The 25,991-nt window shown below is 51.1% G+C and carries 21 protein-coding genes and 1 other annotated feature; of the genes, 5 read left to right on the forward strand and 16 right to left on the reverse strand.

Going from position 1 to position 25,991, the window contains the following annotated elements; all coding sequences use genetic code 11:
* The first annotated feature begins 352 nt into the window (after nt 1-352).
* Nucleotides 353-952 carry a 30S ribosomal protein S4 gene (gene rpsD, locus BN3772_RS10740; protein WP_042199353.1) on the forward strand — a complete coding sequence of 200 codons (600 nt, stop codon included), beginning with the start codon at nt 353-355 and terminating at the stop codon, nt 950-952.
* Between the two features lie 78 nt (nt 953-1,030).
* On the opposite strand, the gene tyrS is transcribed toward rpsD, so the two are convergent.
* Nucleotides 1,031-2,284 carry a tyrosine--tRNA ligase gene (tyrS, locus tag BN3772_RS10745; RefSeq protein ID WP_042199355.1) on the reverse strand — a complete coding sequence of 418 codons (1,254 nt, stop codon included), beginning with the start codon at nt 2,282-2,284 and terminating at the stop codon, nt 1,031-1,033.
* A gap of 60 nt (nt 2,285-2,344) precedes the next feature.
* Nucleotides 2,345-2,601: a binding site (T-box leader), on the reverse strand.
* Between the two features lie 137 nt (nt 2,602-2,738).
* Here tyrS and BN3772_RS10750 point away from each other — a divergent pair.
* Complete coding sequence (locus BN3772_RS10750; protein WP_086074509.1) at nt 2,739-5,642, forward strand: transglycosylase domain-containing protein; 2,904 nt, start codon at nt 2,739-2,741, stop codon at nt 5,640-5,642.
* A gap of 81 nt (nt 5,643-5,723) precedes the next feature.
* On the opposite strand, the gene acsA is transcribed toward BN3772_RS10750, so the two are convergent.
* Nucleotides 5,724-7,448, reverse strand: a complete 1,725-nt coding sequence (gene acsA, locus BN3772_RS10755) for an acetate--CoA ligase (RefSeq protein ID WP_042199357.1) — start codon at nt 7,446-7,448, stop codon at nt 5,724-5,726.
* A 160-nt stretch (nt 7,449-7,608) separates the two neighbouring features.
* On the opposite strand from acsA, the gene BN3772_RS10760 reads away from it, so the two are divergent.
* Nucleotides 7,609-8,241 carry a GNAT family N-acetyltransferase gene (locus BN3772_RS10760; protein WP_042199359.1) on the forward strand — a complete coding sequence of 211 codons (633 nt, stop codon included), beginning with the start codon at nt 7,609-7,611 and terminating at the stop codon, nt 8,239-8,241.
* A gap of 17 nt (nt 8,242-8,258) precedes the next feature.
* Here BN3772_RS10760 and BN3772_RS10765 read toward each other — a convergent pair whose 3' ends face one another.
* The 3 genes from BN3772_RS10765 to BN3772_RS10775 all read right to left on the reverse strand — a co-directional run bounded on the left by BN3772_RS10765 (nt 8,259) and on the right by BN3772_RS10775 (nt 10,769).
* Nucleotides 8,259-8,954, reverse strand: coding sequence for a 5'-methylthioadenosine/adenosylhomocysteine nucleosidase (locus BN3772_RS10765; RefSeq protein WP_209443639.1), 696 nt, complete (start codon nt 8,952-8,954; stop codon nt 8,259-8,261).
* Nucleotides 8,955-9,029: 75 nt separating this feature from the next.
* Nucleotides 9,030-10,040 carry a catabolite control protein A gene (ccpA, locus tag BN3772_RS10770; RefSeq protein ID WP_042175851.1) on the reverse strand — a complete coding sequence of 337 codons (1,011 nt, stop codon included), beginning with the start codon at nt 10,038-10,040 and terminating at the stop codon, nt 9,030-9,032.
* A 276-nt stretch (nt 10,041-10,316) separates the two neighbouring features.
* Nucleotides 10,317-10,769, reverse strand: coding sequence for a hypothetical protein (locus BN3772_RS10775; RefSeq protein ID WP_042199363.1), 453 nt, complete (start codon nt 10,767-10,769; stop codon nt 10,317-10,319).
* A gap of 208 nt (nt 10,770-10,977) precedes the next feature.
* Between BN3772_RS10775 and BN3772_RS10780 the strand changes: the two genes are divergently transcribed.
* Nucleotides 10,978-11,502, forward strand: a complete 525-nt coding sequence (locus tag BN3772_RS10780; protein ID WP_042175846.1) for a type 1 glutamine amidotransferase domain-containing protein — start codon at nt 10,978-10,980, stop codon at nt 11,500-11,502.
* A gap of 86 nt (nt 11,503-11,588) precedes the next feature.
* Here the strand turns inward: BN3772_RS10780 and BN3772_RS10785 are convergent, their stop codons facing one another.
* The 8 genes from BN3772_RS10785 to aroA form a co-directional block, all read right to left on the reverse strand.
* Nucleotides 11,589-12,995 carry a DUF4179 domain-containing protein gene (locus tag BN3772_RS10785; RefSeq protein WP_042199365.1) on the reverse strand — a complete coding sequence of 469 codons (1,407 nt, stop codon included), beginning with the start codon at nt 12,993-12,995 and terminating at the stop codon, nt 11,589-11,591.
* Nucleotides 12,982-13,518, reverse strand: coding sequence for a sigma-70 family RNA polymerase sigma factor (locus BN3772_RS10790; protein ID WP_042199367.1), 537 nt, complete (start codon nt 13,516-13,518; stop codon nt 12,982-12,984). Before BN3772_RS10790 ends, BN3772_RS10785 begins: the two co-directional genes overlap by 14 nt.
* Before the next feature lie 185 nt (nt 13,519-13,703).
* Nucleotides 13,704-15,674 carry an RNA polymerase sigma factor gene (locus tag BN3772_RS10795; RefSeq protein ID WP_086074510.1) on the reverse strand — a complete coding sequence of 657 codons (1,971 nt, stop codon included), beginning with the start codon at nt 15,672-15,674 and terminating at the stop codon, nt 13,704-13,706.
* A gap of 130 nt (nt 15,675-15,804) precedes the next feature.
* Nucleotides 15,805-17,574 (reverse strand): phosphoenolpyruvate--protein phosphotransferase, encoded by a 1,770-nt coding sequence (gene ptsP / locus BN3772_RS10800; RefSeq protein ID WP_042199368.1) that lies wholly within the window; start codon nt 17,572-17,574, stop codon nt 15,805-15,807.
* On the reverse strand, nt 17,571-19,454 hold the full coding sequence (locus tag BN3772_RS10805; protein WP_042175841.1) for a glucose PTS transporter subunit IIA: 1,884 nt from the start codon (nt 19,452-19,454) through the stop codon (nt 17,571-17,573). Before BN3772_RS10805 ends, ptsP begins: the two co-directional genes overlap by 4 nt.
* Before the next feature lie 415 nt (nt 19,455-19,869).
* The gene (locus BN3772_RS10810) at nt 19,870-20,514 is read right to left on the reverse strand and encodes a hypothetical protein (RefSeq protein ID WP_341872567.1); all 645 of its coding nucleotides are present in this window, start codon (nt 20,512-20,514) and stop codon (nt 19,870-19,872) included.
* Between the two features lie 140 nt (nt 20,515-20,654).
* The gene (locus BN3772_RS10815) at nt 20,655-21,092 is read right to left on the reverse strand and encodes a CoA-binding protein (protein ID WP_042199369.1); all 438 of its coding nucleotides are present in this window, start codon (nt 21,090-21,092) and stop codon (nt 20,655-20,657) included.
* 115 nt (nt 21,093-21,207) lie between these two features.
* Complete coding sequence (gene aroA, locus BN3772_RS10820) at nt 21,208-22,500, reverse strand: 3-phosphoshikimate 1-carboxyvinyltransferase (protein ID WP_042199370.1); 1,293 nt, start codon at nt 22,498-22,500, stop codon at nt 21,208-21,210.
* Between the two features lie 115 nt (nt 22,501-22,615).
* Between aroA and BN3772_RS10825 the strand changes: the two genes are divergently transcribed.
* Complete coding sequence (locus tag BN3772_RS10825; RefSeq protein WP_042199371.1) at nt 22,616-22,924, forward strand: rhodanese-like domain-containing protein; 309 nt, start codon at nt 22,616-22,618, stop codon at nt 22,922-22,924.
* Nucleotides 22,925-22,951: 27 nt separating this feature from the next.
* Here BN3772_RS10825 and BN3772_RS10830 read toward each other — a convergent pair whose 3' ends face one another.
* From BN3772_RS10830 to BN3772_RS10840, 3 genes are all read right to left on the reverse strand, one after another.
* The gene (locus tag BN3772_RS10830) at nt 22,952-23,497 is read right to left on the reverse strand and encodes a shikimate kinase (RefSeq protein ID WP_042199372.1); all 546 of its coding nucleotides are present in this window, start codon (nt 23,495-23,497) and stop codon (nt 22,952-22,954) included.
* A gap of 165 nt (nt 23,498-23,662) precedes the next feature.
* Entirely contained in the window at nt 23,663-25,075 is a 1,413-nt protein-coding gene (gene gndA, locus BN3772_RS10835) for an NADP-dependent phosphogluconate dehydrogenase (RefSeq protein ID WP_042199373.1), read from the reverse strand.
* 318 nt (nt 25,076-25,393) lie between these two features.
* Nucleotides 25,394-25,990, reverse strand: a complete 597-nt coding sequence (locus BN3772_RS10840) for a hypothetical protein (protein WP_042199376.1) — start codon at nt 25,988-25,990, stop codon at nt 25,394-25,396.
* Nucleotide 25,991: the final 1 nt, after the last annotated feature.

Raw genomic sequence — 25,991 nt, forward strand, 5'->3', positions numbered from 1 at the left:
ATAACATCTAATTAGCTATATTTTACTCTCTTTCTGGCTGTAATGCATTATATTTTCCTAAAACCCGGGATTTTTTTTAGGACCAAAGAACTAACGACAAAGATAGACAAAATCTTATTAAATAAGAGCTTGACTTTACCTGTTCTTTTCATATAATATTTATTGTTGAACAAGACTGATAATAAGTCTTACTTGGGCGTAACGTTGTGTCACCCTCACGCATCCCGTTACTGTCAGGGCAGCGGCTGAACTTCCCTGACAGAGTGAAACCAAATACACGCTTTCACGAATACGGTTGCGGCACAAATAGGCCCTACCATGAAATTTCAATTATAAAGGAGTCTACTATAACATGGCACGTTACACCGGACCTAAATTCAAACTCAGCCGCCGTCTGGGCATTTCCCTTAGCGGTACAGGCAAAGACCTGAAACGCCCTTTCCCTCCAGGACAGCACGGCGCTAACCAACGCAGAAAAGTAAGTAACTACGGAATGCAGCTTTTGGAAAAACAAAAACTCCGTCACATGTACGGCCTGGGCGAGAAGCAATTCCGCACATTGTTCTCCAAAGCACAGAAGATCCAGGGTATTGCGGGCGAAAACTTCATGTTCCTGCTCGAAAGCCGTCTGGACAACCTGGTTTACCGTCTTGGATTTGCTAACTCCCGTGCAGGCGCACGTCAGCTGGTATCCCACGGCCACGTAACCGTAAACGGCAAGAAAGTCGATATCGCTTCTTACCGTGTAAGCGTAGGCGATGTAATCGGTCTTCGTGAAAGAAGCCGTTCCATGAAATCCATCAAGGAAGCTCTGGAAAACCGCAATCACCTTCCAGCTTACCTGGAATATGCTGATGCAGCATTCGAAGGCAAATATGTTCGTTTGCCAGAACGCGCTGAGCTGACCCAAGAAGTTGACGAGAAGCAAATCGTCGAGTTCTACAACCGTTAAGATTCATACATCAAAGCCTCCGGTTCCCCGGAGGCTTTTTTGCGTCATCTGGAATATATAATTTGCAGGCGGACTGTCCTAACCAAGACTCAGCCTGGCGAGCTTTCTTTTGCCAACCTGGATTATATCCCCCTCCTGCAGCTGTACCGATCCGCCTATATCCGTCAGCTTCACCCCGTTAAGCTTAACAGCCCCCTGCTCGATCAGACGCCGGGCCCCGCTATTCGATTCAGCAAAACCAGTCACTGCCAGCAGCCGGACCAGCTTGAGCCCTCCGTCCTCCAGCTCTTCGGCAGCAACCCTGCAGGTTGCGATATCCTCCGGCAGGGCACGCTGCTGAAAGACTGTTATAAAATGCAGCTGTGCGGCATCCGCGGCTTCTGCACCGTGGTACAGCCGTACTAGAGTATGAGCAAGACGCATTTTTACATCCCGCGGGTGGGAAGTCCCTGCATCCACGGCCTGCCTGAGTGAAGCCAGCTCATCGTTGCTGAGGTCCGTCGCCATTTCATAGTATTTGAGCATCAGCTCATCGGGCACGGACATCGTTTTTCCGTATATATCGTTTGGCGCTTCATCAATGCCTATGTAATTACCAAGGCTTTTACTCATCTTCTTGACTCCGTCCAGTCCTTCAAGCAGCGGCATCAGCACAACGGCCTGCGGCTCAGCACCATACTCTTTCTGCAGTGTACGGCCCATCAGAATATTGAACTTCTGGTCTGTTCCGCCAATTTCAATATCCGTTCCGTTCGCAACAGAATCCATCCCCTGCATCAGCGGATAGAAGAACTCATGGACACTGATGGCCTGCCCGCTCTGAAAGCGTCTGGTGAAGTCATCACGCTCCATCATCCGCGCTACCGTGACTTTCGCTGCCAGATTGACCACCTCCGCAAAATCCATGGGGCTGAGCCATTCTGAATTGTAGAGAAGCTTTGTTTTGAGCGGGTCCAGAATCTTGAAAATCTGCTTGCTGTAGGTTGCGGCATTACGCTGGACATCCTCCTCACTAAGCTGTCTGCGTGTCTCCGATTTACCCGTCGGGTCGCCGATCCGGCCCGTAAAGTCCCCGATAATCAGCTGCACCTGATGCCCGGACTCCTGGAACTGCCGCAGCTTGTGCAGCACAACCGTATGTCCTATGTGAATATCCGGCGCCGACGGGTCCAGTCCAAGCTTGATATTCAATGGTACTCCTGCCGTCACTGACTTCATCAGCTTCCTTCTCAATTCTTCCGCTGGTATGATTTCTGCCGCCCCCCGTACTGCCGTTTCCAGCTGGCGCTCCACCTCCTGCTGCTGCGCAGGGGTCAATTCTGCCCATTCCATCCCGTATCCTCCTTATAAATACTTTTGTACACAACGCAAAAAGAGCCTTTCACTCATCCCTAAAGGGACGAGCAAAAGACTCGCGGTACCACCCTAATTAAGAATCTCTGCAGTGTATACGGCGACAGATTCTTCACTTCATTGTTATAACGGGGATGCCCCGGTTCCGGACTACTGACAGGCTCTGCTTACACACCTGATGTTCCTCCGTACAGCTCCGGACTGTAATTCAAAGGGGCCTGCTGCCGGTTCGCACCACCCACCGGCTCTCTGAAACACATGGCTTGCCTTCTACTGATGTCCTTCAATGCTTTTCTGATATCCAATTAAGTTATTTTATACCACGTCTGGTTTTGGAAAGTCAATCGTGCCGTAAACCGACTTTCCGCCAGAAGCGCATTCAAAACCGGCAAATTGTGCTATAATAGTTCCGTTAAAAGGAGGATTATCGTCGATGGTTGAGGAGAAAAAGAAGAAGACCGCAAAACAGCGTCCCCCGCGCAGATCCTGGCTCCGCAGGTTCGGTTCAGTCGTAAAGTGGATGTTCATACTTGGCATCCTGGGCCTTCTGTTTGCCGGCGGCGCAGTGGCAGGCTACGTCACTTCCATAGTGAAGGAAGATCCTGTACGCTCCGAAGAATTGATTCAGCAGCAAGTCAGCCTGAACGCCATCACCGGCTTTGCTTATTTCCGTGACGGCCAGCCGATCGGTCAGCTCCGCACCGAGGAAGACCGCCGGCTTATTGAATTTAACGATATCCCGCAGCTGGTAATTGATGCCGTCCTCGCCATTGAGGACAATAGTTTCTACGACCATGTAGGAATAGATTTCAGCGGTACCCTGCGTGCCGTCAAGCAGAAGCTGCTTAACGAGTCTGTCCAGACAGGAGGCAGTACACTGACCCAGCAGCTGGCCAGACGCGTGTTCCTCAGCCTGGACCGTACAGAGGACCGTAAGGTCAAGGAAATTCTGCTGTCGCTGCGGCTGGAGCGTTTTTTGTCCAAAAACGAAATTCTAACGGCCTATCTCAACAAGGTGCCGTTTGGTAACGGCTCCAACGGCTACAATGTATTTGGCATCAAGGCGGCAGCCAAAGGCATATTCGGGCTGGATGATCTTGATAAGCTTAATATCGCCCAAGCCGCTTATCTGGCCGGGCTCCCTCAGCTTCCCTCCAAGTATTCCGCCTTTAGTGGTATCGGCGAGTTTAACGAAACCGCCTTCGGCCGGGCTATGGAGCGCCAGAAGCTGGTGCTGCGCCGGATGCTTGAAGAGAATAAGATTACTACCACACAGTACAATGAAGCCCTGCAGTTTGACATCAAGGCCTCACTGGCTCCGTATACGAAGAAAGCCTATGCTACCTTCCCATATCTGATGATGGAAACGGAACGCAAGGCTGCAGCTATCCTATTGTCACTCAACGAGGGCAAGAACGGTACCGAGGGCACGGAGAGCACCGCGGTCTCCGGAAATGATACTGTGCTGCTAGAGGAAGCACGCCAGCAGCTGATGACAGGCGGCTACCGCGTCTACACAACAATTGACAAAAAAGTGTACAGCGCCATGCACAGCGTTTCAGAGAACAGTGACAATTTCACGAAGGACAGTGAATCAAGAGGCAAAGAGCAGACGGCCGGCATGCTGATCGACAACAAGACCGGAGCAATTCTCGGTATGATCGAAGGCCGCGACTTCAATATCGAGCAGATGAACTATGCTACACAAATGGTACGCCAGCCGGGGTCTACCATGAAGCCGATTGCCGCCTATCTGCCTGCGCTCGACAGCGGACTGATTCAGCCTGCCAGCATCCTGGACGATGCGCCTATCATCCTGAAAGACGGCTCCAAAGGCTTCCATATTCCCAAGAATGCCAATAACCGCTATCAGGGACTGGTTACGGCACGTTATGCGCTTAACAAATCGCTTAACCTGCCGGCACTGAAGCTGTTCAACGATAAGGTCGGCATCGAGGAATCCTGGGCTTTTACCAAGAAGCTGGGAATCACGACAATTCAGGATAATGATTACAGCGCACAGACCGGAGTTATCGGCGGCTTGCGTTATGGTGTGTCCGTCGAGGAACTAACCAATGCCTATGCTTCCATCGGCAATAATGGTGCATTTAATGATGCCTATATGATCGAGAAGATCGTGGACTACCAAGGTAAAATCATTTACCAGCATAAAGTGAATCCGGAGCAGGTATTCTCTGAGCAGACCGCCTATCTGATGACAGATATGCTGCGTACAGTTATCACAGAAGGTACAGCCAGCACTGTAAAAAACAATTACGAGCACTTCAAGGACGTGCCGATCGTCGGTAAAACAGGCTCTACCCAGAATTACGGGGACGTCTGGTTCATGGGCTATACGCCGGACGTGACGCTTGGCATGTGGGTCGGCTACAAGGAGCAGATTAATACGCTTCAGGGCGATACCCAGAAACGCCAGGCGCAGACGCTCTGGACAAAGGTTTTGAATGCCGTAATTGAAAAGCAGCCGGAGCTGTTTGTGACCAAGGAGTTTGCCCAGCCTGAAGGGATTGTCAAGAAGACTGTCTCTGCCTACAGCGGCAAGCTGCCGACGAAGCTGACTGACAAGTTCACCACTGATCTGTTCAATGCTAAATATGTGCCTACCGACAGTGATGACGGTATCTCCAAAGCCAAATATATTACTTACAGCGGTGTGAATTATCTGCCTCTGGAAGGCACGCCGGACGATTTCCTCAAAGAAAAGATTGTCGTCAAGCGGGAGAAGCCGATTCAGGATCTTATCAAGGAGCTGCTGGCCGCATTCGACGGGATGAAGGAGCATGAATCTCTGGCCTACTATATGCCGGCTGATGCCAAAACCGACTTCCCGACTGAGGTAGATCCGCGTGTAGACGACGGAAATGCTCCGGCAGCGCCGGGTAGCCTCAGTGTGTCGTACAGTACAGGCAAAGCGGTTATCAGCTTTGCTCCAAGCAGCTCTTCTGATGTAGTGGGCTACCGCCTCTACCGTTCCCTGAACGGCGGTGCATTCCAGAAGCAGTCGGTGATCTCTGCCGGAGAGAACACGGTCTTTACCCCGGGTACTCCGCAGAGTGTCAATGCCACCTTCTATGTGACCGCTGTAGATGTCGCCGGGCATGAGACAGCTTCAGGCAGTATTGCCGGCGGCACGGTCCCTACACCGGAGCCAACCCCTACACCGGAAGAACTGCCTGGAGCAGAAGCAACGCCGGAGGGCGGAATTCTGCCTGGCGGGACGGAAGAGGATCCGGGAATGATTATCGTGCAGCCGCCGGGCAGTGAAGAAGTGCCGGCTGGCGGTGCCAATAATGCCGGCAGCAGCAATACGCCTTAATCTATAGAACATATGAAACACCGGTACCCCGCAATAAAGGGTACCGGTGTTTTTACTGATTAATGGTCGTGGCTCTGGTTATCAGTCTTCAATCGTGGATAAATCGCCGGCAGGTAGCTCCAGCTCCCAGGCCTTCAGCACCCGGCGCATAATTTTGCCGGAGCGGGTCTTGGGCAGCTTCTCCCTGAACTCAATTTCACGGGGCGCCGCATGTGCAGACAGCCCTGCTTTGACAAAGGCAGCAATTTCCTCCTTCAGCTCAGGTGTAGCCCTATACCCTTCTCTCAGCGAAATAAAAGCCTTAATGATCTCTCCGCGCAGCACATCTGGTTTGCCAATAACCCCTGCCTCTGCAACCGCGGGATGCTCTACAAGCTTGCTCTCAACCTCAAACGGGCCGATCCGCTCCCCGGAGGAGTTAATTACATCATCAATTCTTCCCTGAAACCAGAAATATCCCTCATTGTCCACATAAGCGGAATCTCCGGAGATATACCAGCCCGGAATGCGAAAATATTCATCAAATTTAGCTTTATTGTTCCATATCATTCCCATCATGGACGGCCAGGGTGTACGGATCGCCAGATTGCCCATTGAATATGGCGGCAGCACATTGCCCCTGTCATCGAGAATGGCTGCCTCAATACCAGGCAGCGGGCGTCCCATCGACCCCGGTTTAATATCCATCCCCGGGTAGTTGCAGATGAGCTGGGCACCGGTCTCCGTCATCCACCACGTATCGTGGATACGCTGGCCGTACACCTTATCCCCCCAGCGGACCACCTCCGGATTCAGCGGTTCCCCAACCGACAGCACATGTCTGAGGCTGCCCAGATCGGCCCCCTGCAGGCTGTTCTCACCTGCCCCCATCAGCATACGGAAAGCCGTAGGTGCACTGTACCAGACTGTGACAGCAAACCGTTCAATCGTCCTATACCAGTCCCCGGGGCTGAAGCGCCCGCCCCGGACTATGTTGGTAACACCGTTCAGCCAAGGCGCGAATATGCCGTATGAGGTTCCTGTAACCCATCCGGGATCTGCAGTACACCAATAGACATCCTCAGGACGCAGATCGAGCACGATTTTACCCGTGTAATAATGCTGGATCATTGCCCTCTGCAAGTGATAGACCCCTTTGGGCTTCCCGGTTGACCCTGATGTATAATGCATGATCAGGCCATCCTCAAGCGTCAGCCATTCCGGCTCCAGCTCAGCCGAGGATACAGCCATCTCTTCCTCATAGCTGATTACCCCCTTATCGGCCGCACTATTCCGGCCTACAACGATAATATGCTTCAGCTCAGGCAGTTCATCGCGGCGCACACGCTGCAGCAGCTCTGGTGTGGTGACAAGCGCAACTGCCCCGCTGTCCTCCAGCCGGTCTTTGACGGCAGTTTCCATGAATGCCTCGAACAGCGGTCCCGCAACCGCTCCAACTTTTAGAATTCCGAGCAGACTGAAATACAATTCCGGGCAACGCGGCATAAAGATAAACACCCGGTCACCTTTGCCGATGCCGTATTTGCGCAGAATATTTCCGAACTTGCCCGATTGCTCCTGCAAGCCGGCAAAGGTATACCGCTCCTCCCGGGAAGAATCACTATAGATCAGAGCAGTGACACCCCCCCGCCCTTCCGCTACATGGCGGTCTACCGCCTCGTGAGCCATATTGACTTTTCCCGTATGATGCCAGGAAAAGGTCTGCTCTACATCCTCCCACCGGAATTGTTCGACAGCCAGGGAATAATCATTCATATTCGCCTGCTGCACACGGCCCGGCAAAATTTCATTATGGACTTGCCCCATTACTCTTGCCTCCCCTGCTGGATTGATTTAAGCTTTAAGGGCGGGATTTCAAGTTCGCCATGACTGTCAACGTAACAATTACGAATATTTTGTGTCGGAATCAGTATAGCACAGCAAACGGTTACATTCCATAATTTAGTTGAAGGGGAGGAGCCTATTCATGGAGCACCGCAAAATCCCTGTTTCACAACGGATTGTACATAACAATGCTAACATCAGCGTCTGCGGCCCGGTAACTTCCGCTTTCTTACAGGATCTTGCGATTCATCCCGATCTCGATGCCTTCCGCAGACCGCATGAACAGCTGGAAGCGCTGATAGAAATCGCAGCATTGCCCGAAGGCAGAGTTATTGCCGCGGTCTATAATAGTCTGCTGGTTGGTTACATCACTTTTCATTATCCGGATGAAATGGAGCTCTGGTCGCAGGGGAATATGGAGGATCTGATTGAGCTCGGGGCGATAGAAGTAGCTGATGCCTATAGGGGAGGCGGTCTCGGCAAACAGATGCTTGCCGCCGCTTTTGAAGAAGGACAGCTGGAGAACTGCATTGTGTTCACTACTGAATACTACTGGCACTGGGATCTAAAAGGCAGCGGACTGGATGTGTGGGCATACCGGAGTATGATGGAGAAGCTAATGAAACCGGCTGGTATGGTCTGGTATGCCACCGATGATCCGGAGATCTGCTCACATCCGGCCAACTGCCTGATGGTCAGGATCGGACGGGAAGTCCCTTTGTCTTCACAGGAGACCTTTGACAGAGTCCGGTTCAGGCAGCGCTTTATGTATTAAGGCTTCAGGGTATGAATCTAGAGCGCCTGTAGCATATATTCAAGAATGGCATGGGAACGCCGGGAGGCTGTTACTGTAAATTCACGGTAGTTCACATGGGCCGACCCGTCGGCCTTATCGGACATTGAACGGATAATGACGAACGGTATAGCGTTCATGTAGCACACCTGGGCAACAGCCGCCCCTTCCATCTCCGCACAGGCGCCGTTCAGCTCTTTATATAAGCTTTCTACCACGCTGCTGCTGGCAATGAACTGATCTCCGGAAAGTACAGTTCCCGTAACAAAATGCTGTTCTAACTCAATACATGCTTTTTCTGCAAGCTTCACCAGCACCGAATCCGCCTTAAAGACAGATACCTCCTGATACGGAATAACACCTCTTGCGTAACCCAGTGCAGTTGCATCCATATCATGCTGGATACATTCCTGGGAGATTACAATATCACCGATATTCAGACCGGGATGAACCGCTCCCGCAACTCCTGTGAACAGTACCTTCGACACTCCGAACTGACCGATTAGAATTTGTGTGGTTACTGCCGCATTCACCTTGCCGACACCCGATTTGCAGAGAACCGCCCTTTTTCCGAAAATATCACCCGTATAGTAGCTTACTCCCGCCTTGACCGTAGTCTGCTTGTTCTCCATGCTGCTAAGCAGCAGCTCAATCTCCTCATCCATCGCACCGATTAATCCGATAATCTCATTCACTATGTATCCCTCCATTATGCTTAGGCAACATAAAAAGCTCCCGAAGGAGCTTTCCATATACCACTATAAACAATCTTATTTGTTGACGTGATTGACAGACAGGCGGAGAATCGTCTCATGCGGCAAAATAACCCGCGGGTTCTCAACGGTCTCCTTCTTCATCAGCTTGGTCAAAAGTCTCATTGCCACCGCACCCAGATCGTACATCGGCTGAGCTACAGTTGTCAGCAGAGGACGAACCATGGAAGCCATGCGGATGTTGTCTACGCTGATGATTGAGAAATCATCCGGTACCTTCAGACCCTCATCCTGAATGCTGTGGATGGCACCGATCGCCATTTCATCCGTTGCAGCAAAGATTGCTGTCGGCTTCTTCTTGAGCCCGAGGAAATACTTCATCGCTTCGACACCGGATTCGTAACGGTAGTTGCCGATTCGAACCAGATCCTCCTGGTACTCAATGCCTGCCGCTTCCAATGCTTTCTTGTAGCCGTGGAACCGGGCGTAGCCGTTGGCAGGGTCCTGCAGAGTTCCGCTGATCATTGCGATCTCACGGTGTCCGTGGCGGATAAGCGTATTCACAGCATCAAAAGCGGCAGTCTCATGGTCGATATCAACTGAAGGATACGTTCCCTTCTCATCGCGTGTTGCGCAGAGCACAATCGGAACCGCAGAGGTCTGGAAAGCCTGGATATGCTCATCTGTTACCGTTCCGCCCATGAAGAGCAGCCCGTCGACCTGCTTCTCCAGAAGCGTGTTAATTACACGGATTTCCTTTTCTTTGCGTTTGTCCGCATTACACAAAATAATGTTGTAATGATACATGTTCGCGATATCCTCAATCCCGCGGGCAATTTCTGCAAAAATCGAGTTGGAGATATCGGGGATGACTACACCGACAGTTGTTGTTTTCTTGCTGGCAAGACCTCTCGCTACGGCGTTAGGGCGATAGCCCAAACGTTCAATTGCTTCAAATACCTTCTTCCGGGTCTGCGGCTTCACGTTAGGGTTATTATTCACAACCCGTGATACCGTAGCCATAGATACGCCTGCTTCGCGAGCTACATCGTAAATGGTTACCGTCAAATTACTCTCTCCATTGCGATAAATTTTATCGTTCGACTAATTAAAATTATGATACGATACTTTGTACAATTGTGCAATGATAACGCTTCATTTTCCTTTCAAATTTCTTTCAAAGGTAAAAAAAGCCGCTGAAGATTATGATGATCATTGTCTATAATCGGCTTTTCAGCCCGTTCATCCCTGCACAAATAATGAACCTGTTTCTATCGTAACAAAAAGTCCGTGAAAAATCCAACATTCGTGAAAATTTTTCATTGATTTTGCAGAAAAATCTTTTCATTTCGCGTTTTCTGCCGATTGAATTGCCAATTGCGACAGTCTGGAGCCTGTTTCTTCCATCCATTGCAGATCAGCAAGCTCTACAGCCAGCCTGTACACATCAAGCAGTACATCAATCCGGGCCTGGACAGCCTTGCCCATATTTTCTTCCAGTTCAGTGAACCCGCCGGGAAATACGCCAGCGCTGAAAACCTCCTTTAGCACACTTGCCCACTCATTGCGTTCGGCAAAAGACAGCCGCCGCCGTGATATCGTAGGCTCCAGCTCACCGATCAGCTTGCCCAATTCCTTCTTAATGGACGGCAACGGTTCATAACGGGAGCAGACTCCGCAGGTATATACCGGAACATGAGTGATTTTGGTCTTGGCGCTATAGACCAGCGTGTGCATATGTATGGTCATGGTGCCGCCGCAGCCGCATGACTTTTTGAATAGGTTATCTTTTAACATCTCCTGCACCTCAGGCTGAAATATTGAAAAACACAGAAACCCGCCTTTTCAATATGTTATATTCGACTTCATTCGCCTAAACTCCTTCCCATTTGCATAAAATGTTTTATTTGGCAATACAGCAAATTATTACTTACTCAAAGATGACTTCATATTTCAAATTTGTTAGAATGGATAGAATATTGTGATCTGAAGGGAGCTGCTGACAATGAGATTATCCGGTAAAAAGGTGATTGCGCTGGTTGATGAGGAGTTCGAGGATCTGGAGTTATGGTATCCGGTATACCGTGTCCGGGAAGAGGGTGCCGAGGTCCATCTCGCCGGTCTGGAGAAAGGCAAAACCTACACCGGCAAATACGGTGTGCCGGCTACAGCCGAATATTCCTGGGACGACCTGAATGCTGCCGATTATGACGGCATTCTAGTACCGGGCGGCTGGGCCCCCGATAAAATCCGCCGTTACAGCGCTGTTCTGAAGCTCGTTCAGGATTTCAACGCAGCCAAGAAGCCGATCGGCCAGATCTGCCATGCCGGCTGGGTGCTCATCTCCGCCAAAATTCTCGACGGCGTTACTGTAACCTCCACACCGGGCATCCGCGATGATATGGAGAATGCCGGAGCCATCTGGAAGGACGAGGCTGTCGTGACAGACGGACATATTATCTCCGCCCGCCGCCCGCCGGATCTCCCGCCATACGGCAAAGCATTCTGCGATGCGCTGGCCGGAGAATAGGCTGCAGGTATATTTTCAAAGGACAAACAAGCCCTTCCTCATCTTCTGTGTTGAGGTTAAGGGCTTGTTCTCGTTCTGTACAGAAGCTATTTACGAATATCAAGGGATACCTTCTCATTAATAGGAGCCGGATAGCTGTATATAGTAAAGGTCAGCGGCTGGGCGTACTTATTGCTGCCTATTCCCAGGTAATTCATCACAGGCACGGATTTCAGGTCCTTAGCTGCCTGAGTCGGCGGAATAGCATACAGGCCCGGGAACGAATGAACCTGACCTTTTGCATCGGTAAACTCACTTTTTAGTATTAAGGAGTTATAAAATTTTTTCTTTCCCGGCTCCGTATTATGCTTCATAACCATCGTTGTACCACTATCTGTTGTGTACATGGACACGGTTAAATTATCATCAGGCGCCTTGAGGACCTGCTGCTTTTCCGTATCAATAACTATATTTAGTTCATCCTTATCCAGCGCCAGAATACCGTCAAGCTGCATTTTGAGCGGCTGCCCGGACCGGCTGTCATTGCCGAACGCCAGAATTTCCTTGCCCTCAACCATCAAGGTGCGAACGGGGCTGAAGCTTGAATACTGATCGTTACCGCCTAAATGAAACCGCGGATTAATCATAGAAAAGATTTGTTTGCTGTTCTGCTGGCTGTAGGTATACTGCAGATAGATACCGCTGGCAGCAGCATACACTTCATCAATATGAATTTCTTGCCCGTCTACGGTGAGGGTTTTATTCATACTCATGATTTCACCCGCTTGGGCCATCTTTTTCTTATCCAGCGTGATGGGAACGGACAGCTTTGCCAACGGCTTATCTACAACTACTGGAGCTGAAGGATGCCGTTCAAGCTCACCAATGTTAAGCTCAAACGTGATATTGTCCGGGAGCGAGCCAAAGCCTCCGGCCCATTGCAATATTTCATAACTATACGTTGTGCCGGCTGGAACTTCCCCGGTGTTTAAAGACAAGCCATACGGATAGTTCACCGGTGAATAGCCTTTCCCTGCAAGCTGCAGCACATTTATTTGCGCTTTCTGGCCGGTATTATTTTGAAGTGAGAACAATAGAATAATCCCTTTACGGTCTGCGGCAATTGCGTCTACCGTCAGTTCAAAACCATTCTGCTCTGCCGTAACACCGCTGACAGGCTGTACCAGCCCCGCTTCAATGGCCGAAGCTACAGTATTGTTGGCTTTTTCCAAATAGGGTGTAAACTTAGCATTGGCCTGAGGTGCTGCAGCTGACCCCCGGGCATTATGCGGCTCTATCTGATTGCCGATCCAGGGGAATGCAAACAGCAGCAAGGCAGCTGCCACAACCGCTACCCCCAGCAAATACTGCCTGCCTGCCGGTAAACGGTAACGGCCCCGGCCGGAAACTCCGCTGCGGATTGCTGTATTCAATTTAATCTCCGAGACCTCACCTGTCTGTCCCGCGATTCCGGCAAAATACTCTTTTAACAGCTTATCCTCATTCCCAGCCATGCGCCGATCCCCCTTTCATCTTGTTCCGGAGCTGCTTAAGGCCTTTGTTAAGCCAGGTCTTGACTGTCCCCTCCGGCTTGCCCAATACTTCAGCAATTTCTGCCAGCGTCATATCACGGTAATATTTAAGCACAATCACCTGGCGGTATTTCAGTTTGACGCCGTCGAGCGCCTGCTCCATATCCAGCTTGCGGTCGCTGGTCATAACCATCACATCACCGCTGGGGACATCAGCAGTCTTTACGGAAAGAAGACGCTTCCTCCGCTTCATTTCATCGTTGCAGCAGTTAATCAAAATGCGAGTTATCCAAGGTGCGAACCGTTGCGGGTCCTTCAGGCTTGTACGCTTGCTCCAGGCCCTGTATGTAGCTTCCTGCAGCATTTCGAGCGCATCCGTCTCACTCCTGAAATAGCTGTAGGCAATACCGTAAAGTATTTTCCGCTGTGCGGATACGAGACTGATAAAGGTCTGCGCTTCCTCTTTAGCCAGTTGGACCCGTTCAACTTCCATTAAACTTTCCATTCTCTGCCTGTTCCCCCTCCTTCATGCTCTATTACTAAAAGCATCTTTTTGTACTTCTATCTATACTGACTACCGGAGCCCGGAAACGGTTTTAGTTATTTTCACGTCAACTCAAAAGTGGGCAGGTAATGCAAAAAGGCCGGCGTACCCGCCAGACCCTTTGATGCTGTGTTAGACAATAAGAACTATCTGATTCTAATACGGTCATCCCCGATAATCATACCCGGATAGGCAGATAACTTAAAGGTCAGCGGCTGCGGCAGCCTCTCTGTACCAAGTCTGAAGCGGGCTGTAGTAATTGCGTTCGTGCCTTCAGTTCTTTGATCCCAGTCTAGTGTAGCGTTCTGAACCTCCGGGTTAACCAGCCAATGCCAGTTTCCTTCACCATCCATGAAAGTGGAATCGAGAGAAAAGCCCCTGATATTGGCATACTCCTCTTCCTCCGGCACTTGCATTGTCATCTCCAATATCAGTTCACCTGGCTCCGCATTGACCATCTGATCTGATAAGGTCAGACGTTCGTCAGGAGCTTGTATGATTTCCCGGGTATCACTGTTGATGATCAGATTAAGCCTCGCTTTGTCAATTGCGTACAAGCCTTCGATATCCATCCGGACCGGGTCCTTGGGGCGTAGACTATCATTATGAAAAAGGTAATAGCTTTCACTGTCCGATGAAAACTCCCCGGCCTTGGACAGCTCTTTCTCATGATTCCCGGTACCCATGACTATGCCGAAGCCATACTCACCGTATACATCCAGATCCTTTCCTTCATACCCGGGATTCAAGTAGATGCCCGTTGGTCCGAGATAGAGGTCCTTTATATTATAGGTGTAGCCGGCAATATTAAAGCCCTCCTCTAAAACAACCTCATCCCCCGCTGAATATTCTGCTGTTTCGTCTAAGTCTATAACCGCACCCAGCTTATGCATGATGACTTCACCGTTAGCATCCTGATAAATATATTGATCTTCGTCCATCGGCAGCAGCGTCAGTGTGGCAAACACACGATCCGGCAACGCAGTCTGCAGATTATTCCAGGGAATGATCATTACATCACGGACAATTCCAGTATACATTCCAGGTTTATAATTATTATAACCGCTATAAAAACAAGTGCTCTCTGCAGTCAAATTGGCTGACGAATGCTCATCTGCTTTAAAATTGAATTTCATATTTAAATATTGCTGATTTGTACTATTCTCTACCCTATATAGAAGGATTACTCCCCGTCTGTCGGCGATGACACCATCAATGCTAAATTGAAATCCGCCCACCTCGGGAGACACAATATTCACATGCTGCACATATCCGGCATCCAGCGCAGAGGTAACCGTCAAATTGTCACCAATCGCCTCACGGTAATCCTCAAGCTCACCCCAGCTTTGGGGAGGCAGCGCTTCGGGTTCCTGTATTATCTGCCCGTAGATCCAAGCCAGACTTGCTAACAGGACAACTGCTAATACCGCCACGATCACTCTATTGTATCTTCTGCGGCGTACTGGAATGCGGTGCCTGCCCTCTGCAATTCCGTTATGTATAGCCGTATCCAGCTTTATTTCAGGCACATCCGCCGTTATCCCGGCCATCTCCTGAAAATAATCTCTCAGCAGCTTATCTTCAGACTCTGCGATATTACTATGCGGTTCCGCTTTCCTCCGCATTTTATCCCCGAGCTGCTTCAGGCCGTTGTCCAGCCAGTCTTTGATGGTACTCTCCGGTTTATCCAGTACTCCGGCAATCTCTGAAAAGCTAAGCTCCTGATAATATTTAAGCACAAGCACCTGGCGGCAGTTGTCCTTCACACTGTCCAGCGCCTGCTCCAGGTCCAGTCTGAAGCCGCTTTTCATCACTGTCATTCTCTCTTCGGAATAGTCCGGCTGCAGTCCAGGCTTCCCTTTCTTCAGCTCGTCATTGCAGCAATCCATCAGGGTCCGTATCAGCCAGGACGGGAATTCTCCGGTATCCTTCAGGCTTTCACGCTTCATCCAAGCCCGGCAGGCCGTTTCCTGCAGCACCTTCAGGGCACCAGCTTCATTACGACAATAGCTGAAGGCAATCCCGTACAGCTTATGCTTCTCCCGGGATACCTGACTATACAATTGCTCTCTCTCATCCTCTTCCTCTTTCGCTTCATCCCTACTATTCTCTACCACTTGTCTATTCCCACCCCTGTCCGCTAAAAAAACGTCTTACTTTATAAATACTTCGCTGAACGCCAAAAGGTTTTACTTTTTTGCTTATTCCATTTGAAAAGGCCCGGCAGCAGCCGGACCTTTTGGCATATCATTTTGCAGAATACGGGAGCTGCTCCGTCGGCGCTGTCTTCGCCGCACTGTTTAACCCGGCAAAGGCGCCAAGCACCTCTTCTGTCTCCAGGCTTGTCTTGTAGCGGAAGCAGGCCTTTGCAGTCTCCCTGGCATCGGAAGCCAGGGTATTCAGCGTCCGGTGCTTCACCCGCAGCAGCGCCTGAGGCGACATGCTGAGGTTGCTGATGCCAAGCTCCAGCCAAAGCGGCAGGGAGCGTTCATCCGCCGCCAGCTCACCGCAGACGCTGACATCGATGCCTGCACTGCGGGCCGCCTGTACGGTCATCCGGATCATGCGCAGCACCGCAGGATGATACGGATGGTACATATGGGCAATCTGCTCATTCATCCGGTCTACTGCCAGCACATACTGGACCAGATCATTGGTGCCGATGCTGAAGAAGTCAACCTCCTCAGCCAGCAGGTCAGCAATCATTACAGCGGCTGGAACTTCAATCATGATGCCGACCGGGATGCTGCGGTTATAAGGGATGTCCCGCTCATCCAGCTCCTGCTTCACTTCATTTAATACAGCGTTGGCCGCCTGAACCTCTTCTACAGAAGAGATCATCGGGAACATTATTTTGACATTACCGTAATGGCTGGCCCGCAGGATGGCACTCAGCTGGGTTTTGAACAGATCCTTACGGTCCAGACTGATGCGGATTGCTCGGTAGCCCAGGAACGGGTTCTGCTCTTCCGGAAGCTGGAAGTAGTCGAGGTGCTTGTCGCCCCCGATATCCAGCGTACGGATAACTACAGTGCTGCCGCCCACCTTCTCGGCGACCAGCTTGTATACTTCAAACTGCTCGTCTTCTGTCGGGAAAGAATGCCGGTCCATATACAGAAACTCTGTACGGAACAACCCTACACCCTCTGCACCGTATTTCAGGGCCATATCCAGCTCCTTGACTGAGCTGATATTGCCGGCCAGGTGCAGATTCACCCCGTCCTTTGTGACTGCCTCCACCGTAGCAAGCAGCTCAAGCTGCTCTTTTTTGCGCTGCTGCTTTTCGCGTCTTGAGGCATATAACTGAATTGCCGCCTCATCCGGATGAAGCTGGACAATTCCGGTATCCCCGTCCATTGCCAGCATGTCACCGGTCTGGATCGGATTGGCGATTTTGTTCTCAAGTCCGGCGACCAGCGGAATGCCGAGCGCCCGGGCCATGATTGAGGAATGCGAGGTCTTGCCGCCCATCATGGTGACAATCCCCAGTACGTAGACCGGGTTGAGGTGGGCCAGCTGGGATGGAGACAGCTCTTTTGCCACCAGGATATATGGCTGGGTATCGGACGGCAGCGTCACCTCCGGTGCGCCCAGCAGATGCTTGAGCAGCCGGTTGCCGACATCCTTGATATCAACGGCCCGTTCCTTCATATATTCATCGTCCAGCAGGTCGAACATCGCTACAAAATGATCTATAGCTTCCTTTACGGCAACCTCAGCCGCCTTATATTGGCGTTCAATAATACCGCGGATCTCACTCATGAACACCGGATCATCGAGGATTGCCAGATGTGCGTCAAAGATGCTGGACTCTTCAGGCCCTACGACCTCACGGAACTCTTTTTTAATGAATTCAATCTCATCTTTGGAGGTGCGGATTCCTTCATATAACCGCTCAAACTCCTGAGCCAGGTCTACAGGATTCACTTGCGTATCCGGCAGGCTCCATTCCCAGCTCGGCAGGACAAAGGCCTTCCCGATAGCTACACCTGCTGCAGCGCCTATGCCTTGAATCATGCTTCCACCCCTCCAACACTTTCATGTAATACCACGGACATTACTGAGGATTGCCCCTTTTTAACATTTTTGAATGGAGCATAGCTCCAGGATTTGACACGGTCAGGATTGGTGATGACCATTGGTGTTGCTAGTGAAGCGGCATGCTCCTGCAGGTAAGCCAGATCAAACCGGACCAGCAGCTGCCCCGGCTCCACACTGTCACCTTCCTGTACAAGCGCCTCAAACGGTCCCTTAAGCTGAGAGGTGTCAATCCCGATATGCATCAGCACCTCCAGCCCTTCAGGCGTAGAAATGCCTACAGCATGCATTGTAGGGTACACGTGCATAACCTTGCCGAAGACAGGTGAAACCAGCTCTCCTTTTTCCGGAAAAAAAGCAACCCCGTCGCCAACCAGCTTCGCAGCAAAAATATGATCCGGCACTTCCTCAATCGGCATCATCTTGCCCTGAATCGGGGCACAGAACAGTACCTGCGGCAGATCGCGCAGCATCAGCTTGTCGATTTCCTCGCGGATCAGCTCGGAGTATGTACCGAATACAACCTGCACATTGCCCCCGCCAAGCTTAATGATACCCGCAGAGCCAAGGCCCTTAAGTGCCGCTGTATCTATATATCGGTCATTATGCACCGTTAATCTTAGCCTTGTGATGCAGGCCTGAACCTGGACGATGTTTTCTTTGCCGCCCAGCGCCTCCAGAATCAGCGGAGCCTGATAAGGGATATTCCCCGCCCAGTCGCCGAGCTCCGAGCCTTCCTCACGGCCCGGTGTCGGAATCTGGAAACGGCGGATTGCCCAGCGGAACAGATTATAATAAACGACAGCATAGCCGATGCCGATCGGAATCAGCAGCCAGGCACGCTGTGAAAGATGCATATTCAGGAAAAAGTCAATCGCTCCCGCCGAATACGAGAACCCGTGATGAATGCCCAGCAAATAGGTTATCACCATCGCCAGGCCAGACATTACCACATGCACCGCAAACAGATACGGGGACGCGAACAGAAAAGCAAACTCAATCTGCTCCGACACCCCGGTCAAAAAGCAGACCAGCGCAGCCCGTAAAAAGGTCTTCTTGATCTTTGGCTTCAGATCCTCGCGCGCCTCCTGGATAATAGCCAGTGCAATCGCCGGCAGGGCAAACATCATTATCGGGAACAATCCGGCCATAAAGATACCGGCAGTAGGGTCTCCGGCGAAAAACCGCGGCAAATCCCCCTGTACAACCGCACTGCCGTCAGGAGAGGTAAAGCTGCCAAGCTGGAACCAGAATACATTGTTCAGAATATGATGGAGCCCGAAGGCGGTAAGCACCCTGTATAGCACCCCGTACACGAAGACACCGTAGCCTCCGGCCGATTGGATATCCCGGAATAAGTGATCCAGTACATTCTGGAGCAGCGGCGAAACGCCCAGCATTACCCAGGCAAACAATGCCGAGAACAGTCCCATGAACAGAAGCACGAAACGCGACCCGCCAAAAAACTGGATCGCCTCCGGCAGCTTGATATTTTTAAATTTATTATGCGCCACACCGGCGACAATTCCGAGTATAATTCCGATGAGTGTGGCAGGCTGAACCGTTCCGTCGCCCATATTGGAAACAATCCGGTCATAGGTGAACATTCCCGCTAATGCTGCAAGTCCGGCCGGTCCGGCCTGATTGGACAGCCCCCAGGCTACTCCGACAGCAAACAAATAAGGCATGAAATAAAATATTCCCTGCCCCGCGTATGTAGTCACTTCAGATACCGAAGAAAGTCCCCATGCAGACCACGGCAAGCTGCCCAGACTCAGCAGAATAGCTGCAGCCGGCAACACCATGGTAGGAAGCATAATGGCTCTGCCCAACTGCTGCAGTGATCCGAGCCAATTCAAGGTGACCCTCTCCTTTCATTCTATCCTAAATGGTAAGTGCTCCAGCATTTTTTGTCAAAAGAATACGCAACTCCTAGAATACCACGTACGGCAGCAGGATGGGAAGTTTATTCTGGCCACCAGCCACCAGCCACCAGCCACCAGCCACCAGCCACCAGCCACCAGCCACCAGCCTGAATAAGTGTACTTTGTACATCTATAAATACTACTTCAGCCCAAAAATTAATTTTAACTGCACTTTGTGCATCTATTCCTCGCGTTTTTTGGCTTTATCAGCAATTTCGCGGATTTTAGGTGCACAGAATGCAGTTATTCCCAAAAGATGCCCGAAAATGGCTACTTTAGTTGTACGGAATGCAGTTATTCAACGCTTCCTCTGGATTTTAGTGACACTCTCCACTCACCAGCGACTACATCACCACAATTGACCGGGCTGTAGGCTCTTCACCTCGTAGTACCGCACCCGTTCGTTGGAACACACTGGCTTTAATAGGCCCTTATCGCTCAAAGAAATCAGCAACTTCTGCGCCGTACGGAAATTAACCTTAAAATGGTTCACAACATCCTTCGGACGCACCGGTCTGGCAAGACGCCAGGCTAAACGCAGCACCTCTTTTTCTGCGGACAGCAGGCCCGTGGCACTGGCGGTTCTTGTTAAATAGGGAGCCAGCGCCAGCTGCAGCAGCATTCTGCATACTTCAGGACGCTGCTGGATGTCATCGAACGAAAAATGCAGCATCCGCCAGCCCATACCGGTGAGGACATTATCCCGGTTCAGCGCGTAGCTGAATTTCTCCCGGTCCATATCCTTAATATGTGTCTGAAACCCGTCGCATTCAATCCCAATCTGCGGGCCGCTCTCCGGCAAAAAGGCAAAATCCAGAAACTGTGATTTACGGTTCCAGTCGTACACCTCGTATTCGGGATGCAAATGCGCCAGCGATCCAAACAGCGGCCACCATACATTCTGCACGAACAGCTTCTCCGCAAAGTTATACCCCCGCAAAAGCCTGCCTCTGCGCTCACCGCTCAGACGAATGACTGCCAATCCACAATCCATGTGCTTCTTCGAAATCCATAAATAGCCCCCTCCGGAAAAATAAAAAAAAAACGCCCACAGCCCGGAAGTAACCTAACGGGTAATGGACGTTCTTCGTCTAAAGCCAGTATAGCAATGCACTTCGTTTAATTCCAGCCTAATTACTGGCCACGGGTGCGCCCGTGCATCGTGATGGCTTCCTCGACCTTGATGCAGCGGTCCATAATCGCGGTCATGCCATGCTCAGCAGCAATATCTGCCGCCTCCCGGCTGATAATACCCTGCTGCAGCCACAGTACCTTGGCGCCGATGTCAGCAGCCTCCTGTGCCACCTCAGCACAGTATTCACTGCGCCGGAACACATTGACAATATCAACCGGCTCCGGAATTTCAGCCAGTGTGTGATAACACTTCTCTCCGAGAATGTCGCCGTCTACCGTAGGATTCACCGGTATGATCCGGTATCCCCGGCTCTGCATGGCATAAGCCACCATGTAGGAGGTGCGGTCCGATTTGTCGGACAGGCCCACAACAGCAATATTACCTGCTGCTGCGAGAATATCACCAATCTGTTCACGGCTAGGGTTCTCAAAACTCATCGCAATGTTCCTCCTGTCAATGATCTTCGTCTGAACGCATTCTTATCTCTAAGAATGCCCTAAGAATATCATAAAGAATCAGCAGCCATCTGCGTCATACGGCACATGCCTTACCCTATTTTACCCACTCTACATCAGCACCAAGCTCGCGGAGGTGGTCAAAGTACTGCGGGTACGATTTGGCGACATGATGGGCGTCCTTAATCAGCAGCGGCTGGCGGGCGCGCAGTCCGACTACGGTCAGCGCCATAATAACCCGGTGATCATAATGCGCGTTGATCGTAACGCCGCCTTCAACCCCTTCCGGCGATCCATGTACGATAATCTCGTCACGCCGTTCCTCTACCTTGGCACCTGCACGCGTCAGCTCTGCCAAATAATCTGTGATCCGGTCGCATTCCTTATAACGCAGATTCTCTACATTATAGAAGCGCGAAGTCCCTTCTGCGAAGACAGCCGCCGCCACCATTGCCAGTACAGCATCTGTAGCTGCATCACCGTCAAATTCTACAGCCTTGAGTATGCCGTTGCCCTGCACATGCACCGTACCGTTCTCATGGGTCAGGGGAACTTCCATCATCCGCAGCACATCCACAATAGCACGTTCTCCCTGCTTGCTTCTCTCAGCCAGACGGTGAATCTTAACATCTGACCTGGTTACAGCCGCTGCCGCAAGCACAGCCGCAGAACCCGGATAGTCCCCCTGCACAGTATAAGACTTGGCAGCGTAAGCCTGGCGGCCCGGCACCTTGAAGGACATATAATCATCTGCAGCGTGGACAACGATTCCCGCCTGCTCAAGCACCTCAAGAGTCTGGCCGACCACAACCTTAGATTTCAGATCGTCCAGCACGATAATCTCACTGTCTTCCTCCAGCAGCGGTGTCAGGAACAGCAGTGCGCTTAGAAACTGTGAGCTTACAGCACCGGAGACTGTAATCCGTCCGCCAGCCGGCTTGCCGCCGCGGATCGTAATCGGCAATCTTCCGTGATTATGCTCAACTTCCACACCCAGCTGCCCAAGCGCTGTAATCAGATCATCATGCGGACGCTTACCGAGCGAATCGGGATAGGTATTCACAAAGGTCACTTCAGGGCTCAGCGCAGCCACAGCCATAAGGAACCGCAGCACCGCCCCGGCATTGCCGACATTCAGCTCCTTCACATCACGCGGATTCCGGCCGAAGCCCTGCACTACGATCTTCTCGTCATCCTCGGTCAGGACAGCGCCAAGATCGGCGATACATCTGCGGATAGCATCACTGTCTTCACTGTGGGCCGGATGATAGATAGTGCTCACACCTTCAGACAGCGCCGCAACCAGCAGATAGCGGGTCGTGTAATTTTTGGAGGACAACGCTCCAAATTCTCCTTGCAGGGTTGGTGTCGGCCTAACGATAACGTCCATTATTTATACGCTCCTTATATTATGTAATGTGTATAGGCAGTGCCCTGTTTGACATGCCTGTCCAAAGCTAGGTATCATAACATTATTCTGCAGTTGAAAGGGGTCTTACTTACTCATGAACGATATTCCACAAGTTACACCGGACGAGCTGCGGCAGCGCCTTGCGGCAGGCGAAGACCTGCTTCTGATTGATGTCCGTGAGGATGATGAGGTGGCAGCCGGTATGATTCCCGGGGCGCAGCACATTCCTATGGGACAAATTCCTCAGCGCAGCGGAGACTTACCGGCTGATTCCGGCATTATCTTCATTTGCCGGTCCGGCGCACGCAGCCAGCGTGTCTGCGAATATCTGCAGCAGTTCGGCATCCAATCGTCCAACCTGAGCGGCGGAATGATTGAATGGAACGAAACTGCGGAAAGCTAATCAGCTTACGCCAATACACTTAAAAGCTCAAACGCGGTAATGCATTAAAATATACTGCGACACTTCTGCCGCATTCAGCTCCGATGTATCGACCGTGCAATGCGCAAACCGGTAAGCCTCACGCCGCTGCTTCATAATGGCGCGGACCTTATCCTGTGCGTTGCCGGCGAGCAGCGGACGGTTCAAATCCCCGCTTACACGCGCAATAATAGCCTCTTCTGTTGCTGTTAAAGCTACTACAAGCCCTTTATCCAGCATAATTTGCGGATTCCCCGGTGCAAGCACAGCTCCGCCTCCGGTTGATATGATTCTGGCTTCTCCTTCAAGCACCTGCGCCAGTGCAGCAGACTCCGCTTTCCGGAAGTACGCTTCACCGTCCTCGGCAAAAATATCCGCGATGCTCCGTCCTTCATTCTCTACTATAATATGATCCAGATCAATGAGCTCATAGCCAAGCTCCTCTGCCAGTAGCGCACCTACCGTTGATTTGCCTGTACCCATCATCCCGACCAGAATTATGTTCCTGCGCCGCTCTGTTTCAGCAGCACTTTGCCCTGCAATATCCCCCGACATAACTACCCTCCAACCGCGACATTTGTCATATCATAACACAAGGCCAAAAGGTTGCACAATCCACTTCCTGGCTGCCGTCACTATCTCACATGATAAAAAAAGCCCGAAGGCTTCCCTCAGCCGGGAAACCATCGGACCATCAGTTCTACAGATGTACTGTAAAACCTATTCGTTAATCCAGTTATGGTGGAAGACGCCTTCTTTGTCCACACGCTGGAAGGTGTGGGCGCCGAAGTAGTCCCGCTGCGCCTGAAGCAGGTTCGCAGGCAGACGCTCTGTACGGTAGCTGTCGTAGTAGGCAAGCGCGCTGGAGAAGCCTGGCACAGGCACTCCCTGGGCAACAGCTGCGGATACCACTTTACGCCATGCAGCCTGGTAAGAGCTCATGATGTCCTTGAAGAACGGATCAAGCAGCAGATTCTTCAGCTCCGGATTAGTCTCGTAGGCATCGGTGATGTTCTGCAGGAAGCGGGAACGGATAATGCAGCCGCCGCGCCAGATTTTAGCCAGGCTGCCGTACTTCAAATCCCAGTTATATTCGTCGGAAGCTACGCGAAGCTGTGCGAAGCCTTGTGCGTAGGAAACGATTTTGCTGGCAAACAGTGCTTTGCGCACATTCTCGATGAACTCAGCCTTGTCACCCTGGAACGGCTCCACTTCCGGCCCGCTCAGAACTTTGCTGGCTTCTACACGCTCATCCTTCATGGCAGACAGGAAGCGGGAGAATACAGACTCAGTGATCATGGACAGCGGTACACCCAGGTCGAGCGAGCTCTGGCTTGTCCATTTGCCTGTTCCCTTTTGGCCGGCGGAATCGAGGATCACGTCAACCATCGGTTTGCCGGTTTCTTCATCATACTGTGCAAAGATATCTGTAGTGATCTCGATCAGATAGCTGTCCAGCTCTCCGCTGTTCCACTCCTTGAAGATGCTGTGCAGTTCCTTGGCATCCAGGCCAAGAACATCCTTCAGGAGCTGGTAGGCTTCACAGATCAGCTGCATGTCGCCGTACTCGATACCGTTATGCACCATTTTAACATAGTGTCCGGCACCGTCAGGTCCAATATATGTACAGCAAGGCTCTCCGTCCACTTTGGCCGAGATTGCCGTAAGAATCGGTTCAACCAGCTTATAGGCGCTTTCCTGTCCGCCAGGCATGATGGAAGGTCCTTTAAGTGCACCCTCTTCGCCGCCGGATACACCGGTACCGATGAAGCGGAAGCCTTTGTCTTCAAGCTCTTTACTGCGGCGAACAGTATCAGGGAAGTATGCGTTACCTCCGTCAATGATGATATCGCCCTGGTCCAGATACGGCAGCAGCTGCTCAATAGTAGCATCCGTTGCTTTACCGGCCTGTACCATGATTAGGATCTTGCGCGGTACTTCAAGGGATTGAACAAACTCTTCAACAGAGAAAGTACCTACCAAGTTTTTACCTTCAGCTTCGGCAATCAGGTCATTGGTCTTCTCCGGGGAACGGTTAAATACCGATACGGAAAAGCCTCTGCTCTCGATGTTAAGAGCCAAATTTTTACCCATTACTGCCAAGCCAATAACGCCGATTTGTTGTTTTGCCATCTGGTTCTCCACCCTTTGCACCCTATATTTTTGTGAAATCCATTTCTCGCAGTATAAGAATACCACCCTTTGTCAGATACAGCAAAGTTCCGCCTGCGAATTAGAGATCAATTTCATTGACAAAGCCACAGCTTATCAGGAAATTGCTCACAATGACTATTTTAACGTTTTTAGAAGCATAAGTGAACCCCCGTCCGCAAGTGATATCGGAAGGCGGTATACAACTCTGCAGGCATTAGCCCGTTCAATACAAACAGCTCCCGTATACAAAATCAGGACATCCCGTACAACGGGATGCCCTGAACAACTGTACAGCATTCACCATTCCAGCAGATCAAGCTCACGGGATAACAAGGCCAGCTTCGATCTGCATGCTGTAATAAGCGAATCATCCTTGCTGCGCAGCGCTTCGTTTAACCGGTCAAGCTCCTCATCTACTTCCACTCTGCGCTGCCGGATCCGTTCCTCGCCTTCCACCGAATAGAAAAGCTTGCTCAGCTCCTGGTCGGTAAGCAGCGGCCCTTTCTGGAACAGCACCCGCTGCTGGTACCCGGAAATTTCCACCAGCCGGATCACTTCGCCGAACATAATGTTCTCAATAATAATCTGGCGGTCGCGGAAACGCTTGACGACCGCATGCCCGCGCATATCACCGATCAGCTTCTCCATCCATTCTGACAGGCGTGCGTCCCGGATCATATAATCGCCAACCAGCTTATATCCGCCCTTTATCTGCTGAAAACGCAGCTTAACCAGCTTACGGCCGGTACGTACCGAGATCAGGAATACATTTTCATTCTCACTCCAGTACAGGGAATAGCCTTCCTTGATCAGATCCTTGATCAGGTTCTGGATATGCTGCCTGTCAAAGCGCAGCTCCAGGTTGCAGTACTCCACCTCGTCGTTTTTATTCACG

Origin of the sequence: Paenibacillus camerounensis, assembly GCF_000723885.1 — a bacterium.
GTDB lineage: Bacteria > Bacillota > Bacilli > Paenibacillales > Paenibacillaceae > Paenibacillus_AQ > Paenibacillus_AQ camerounensis.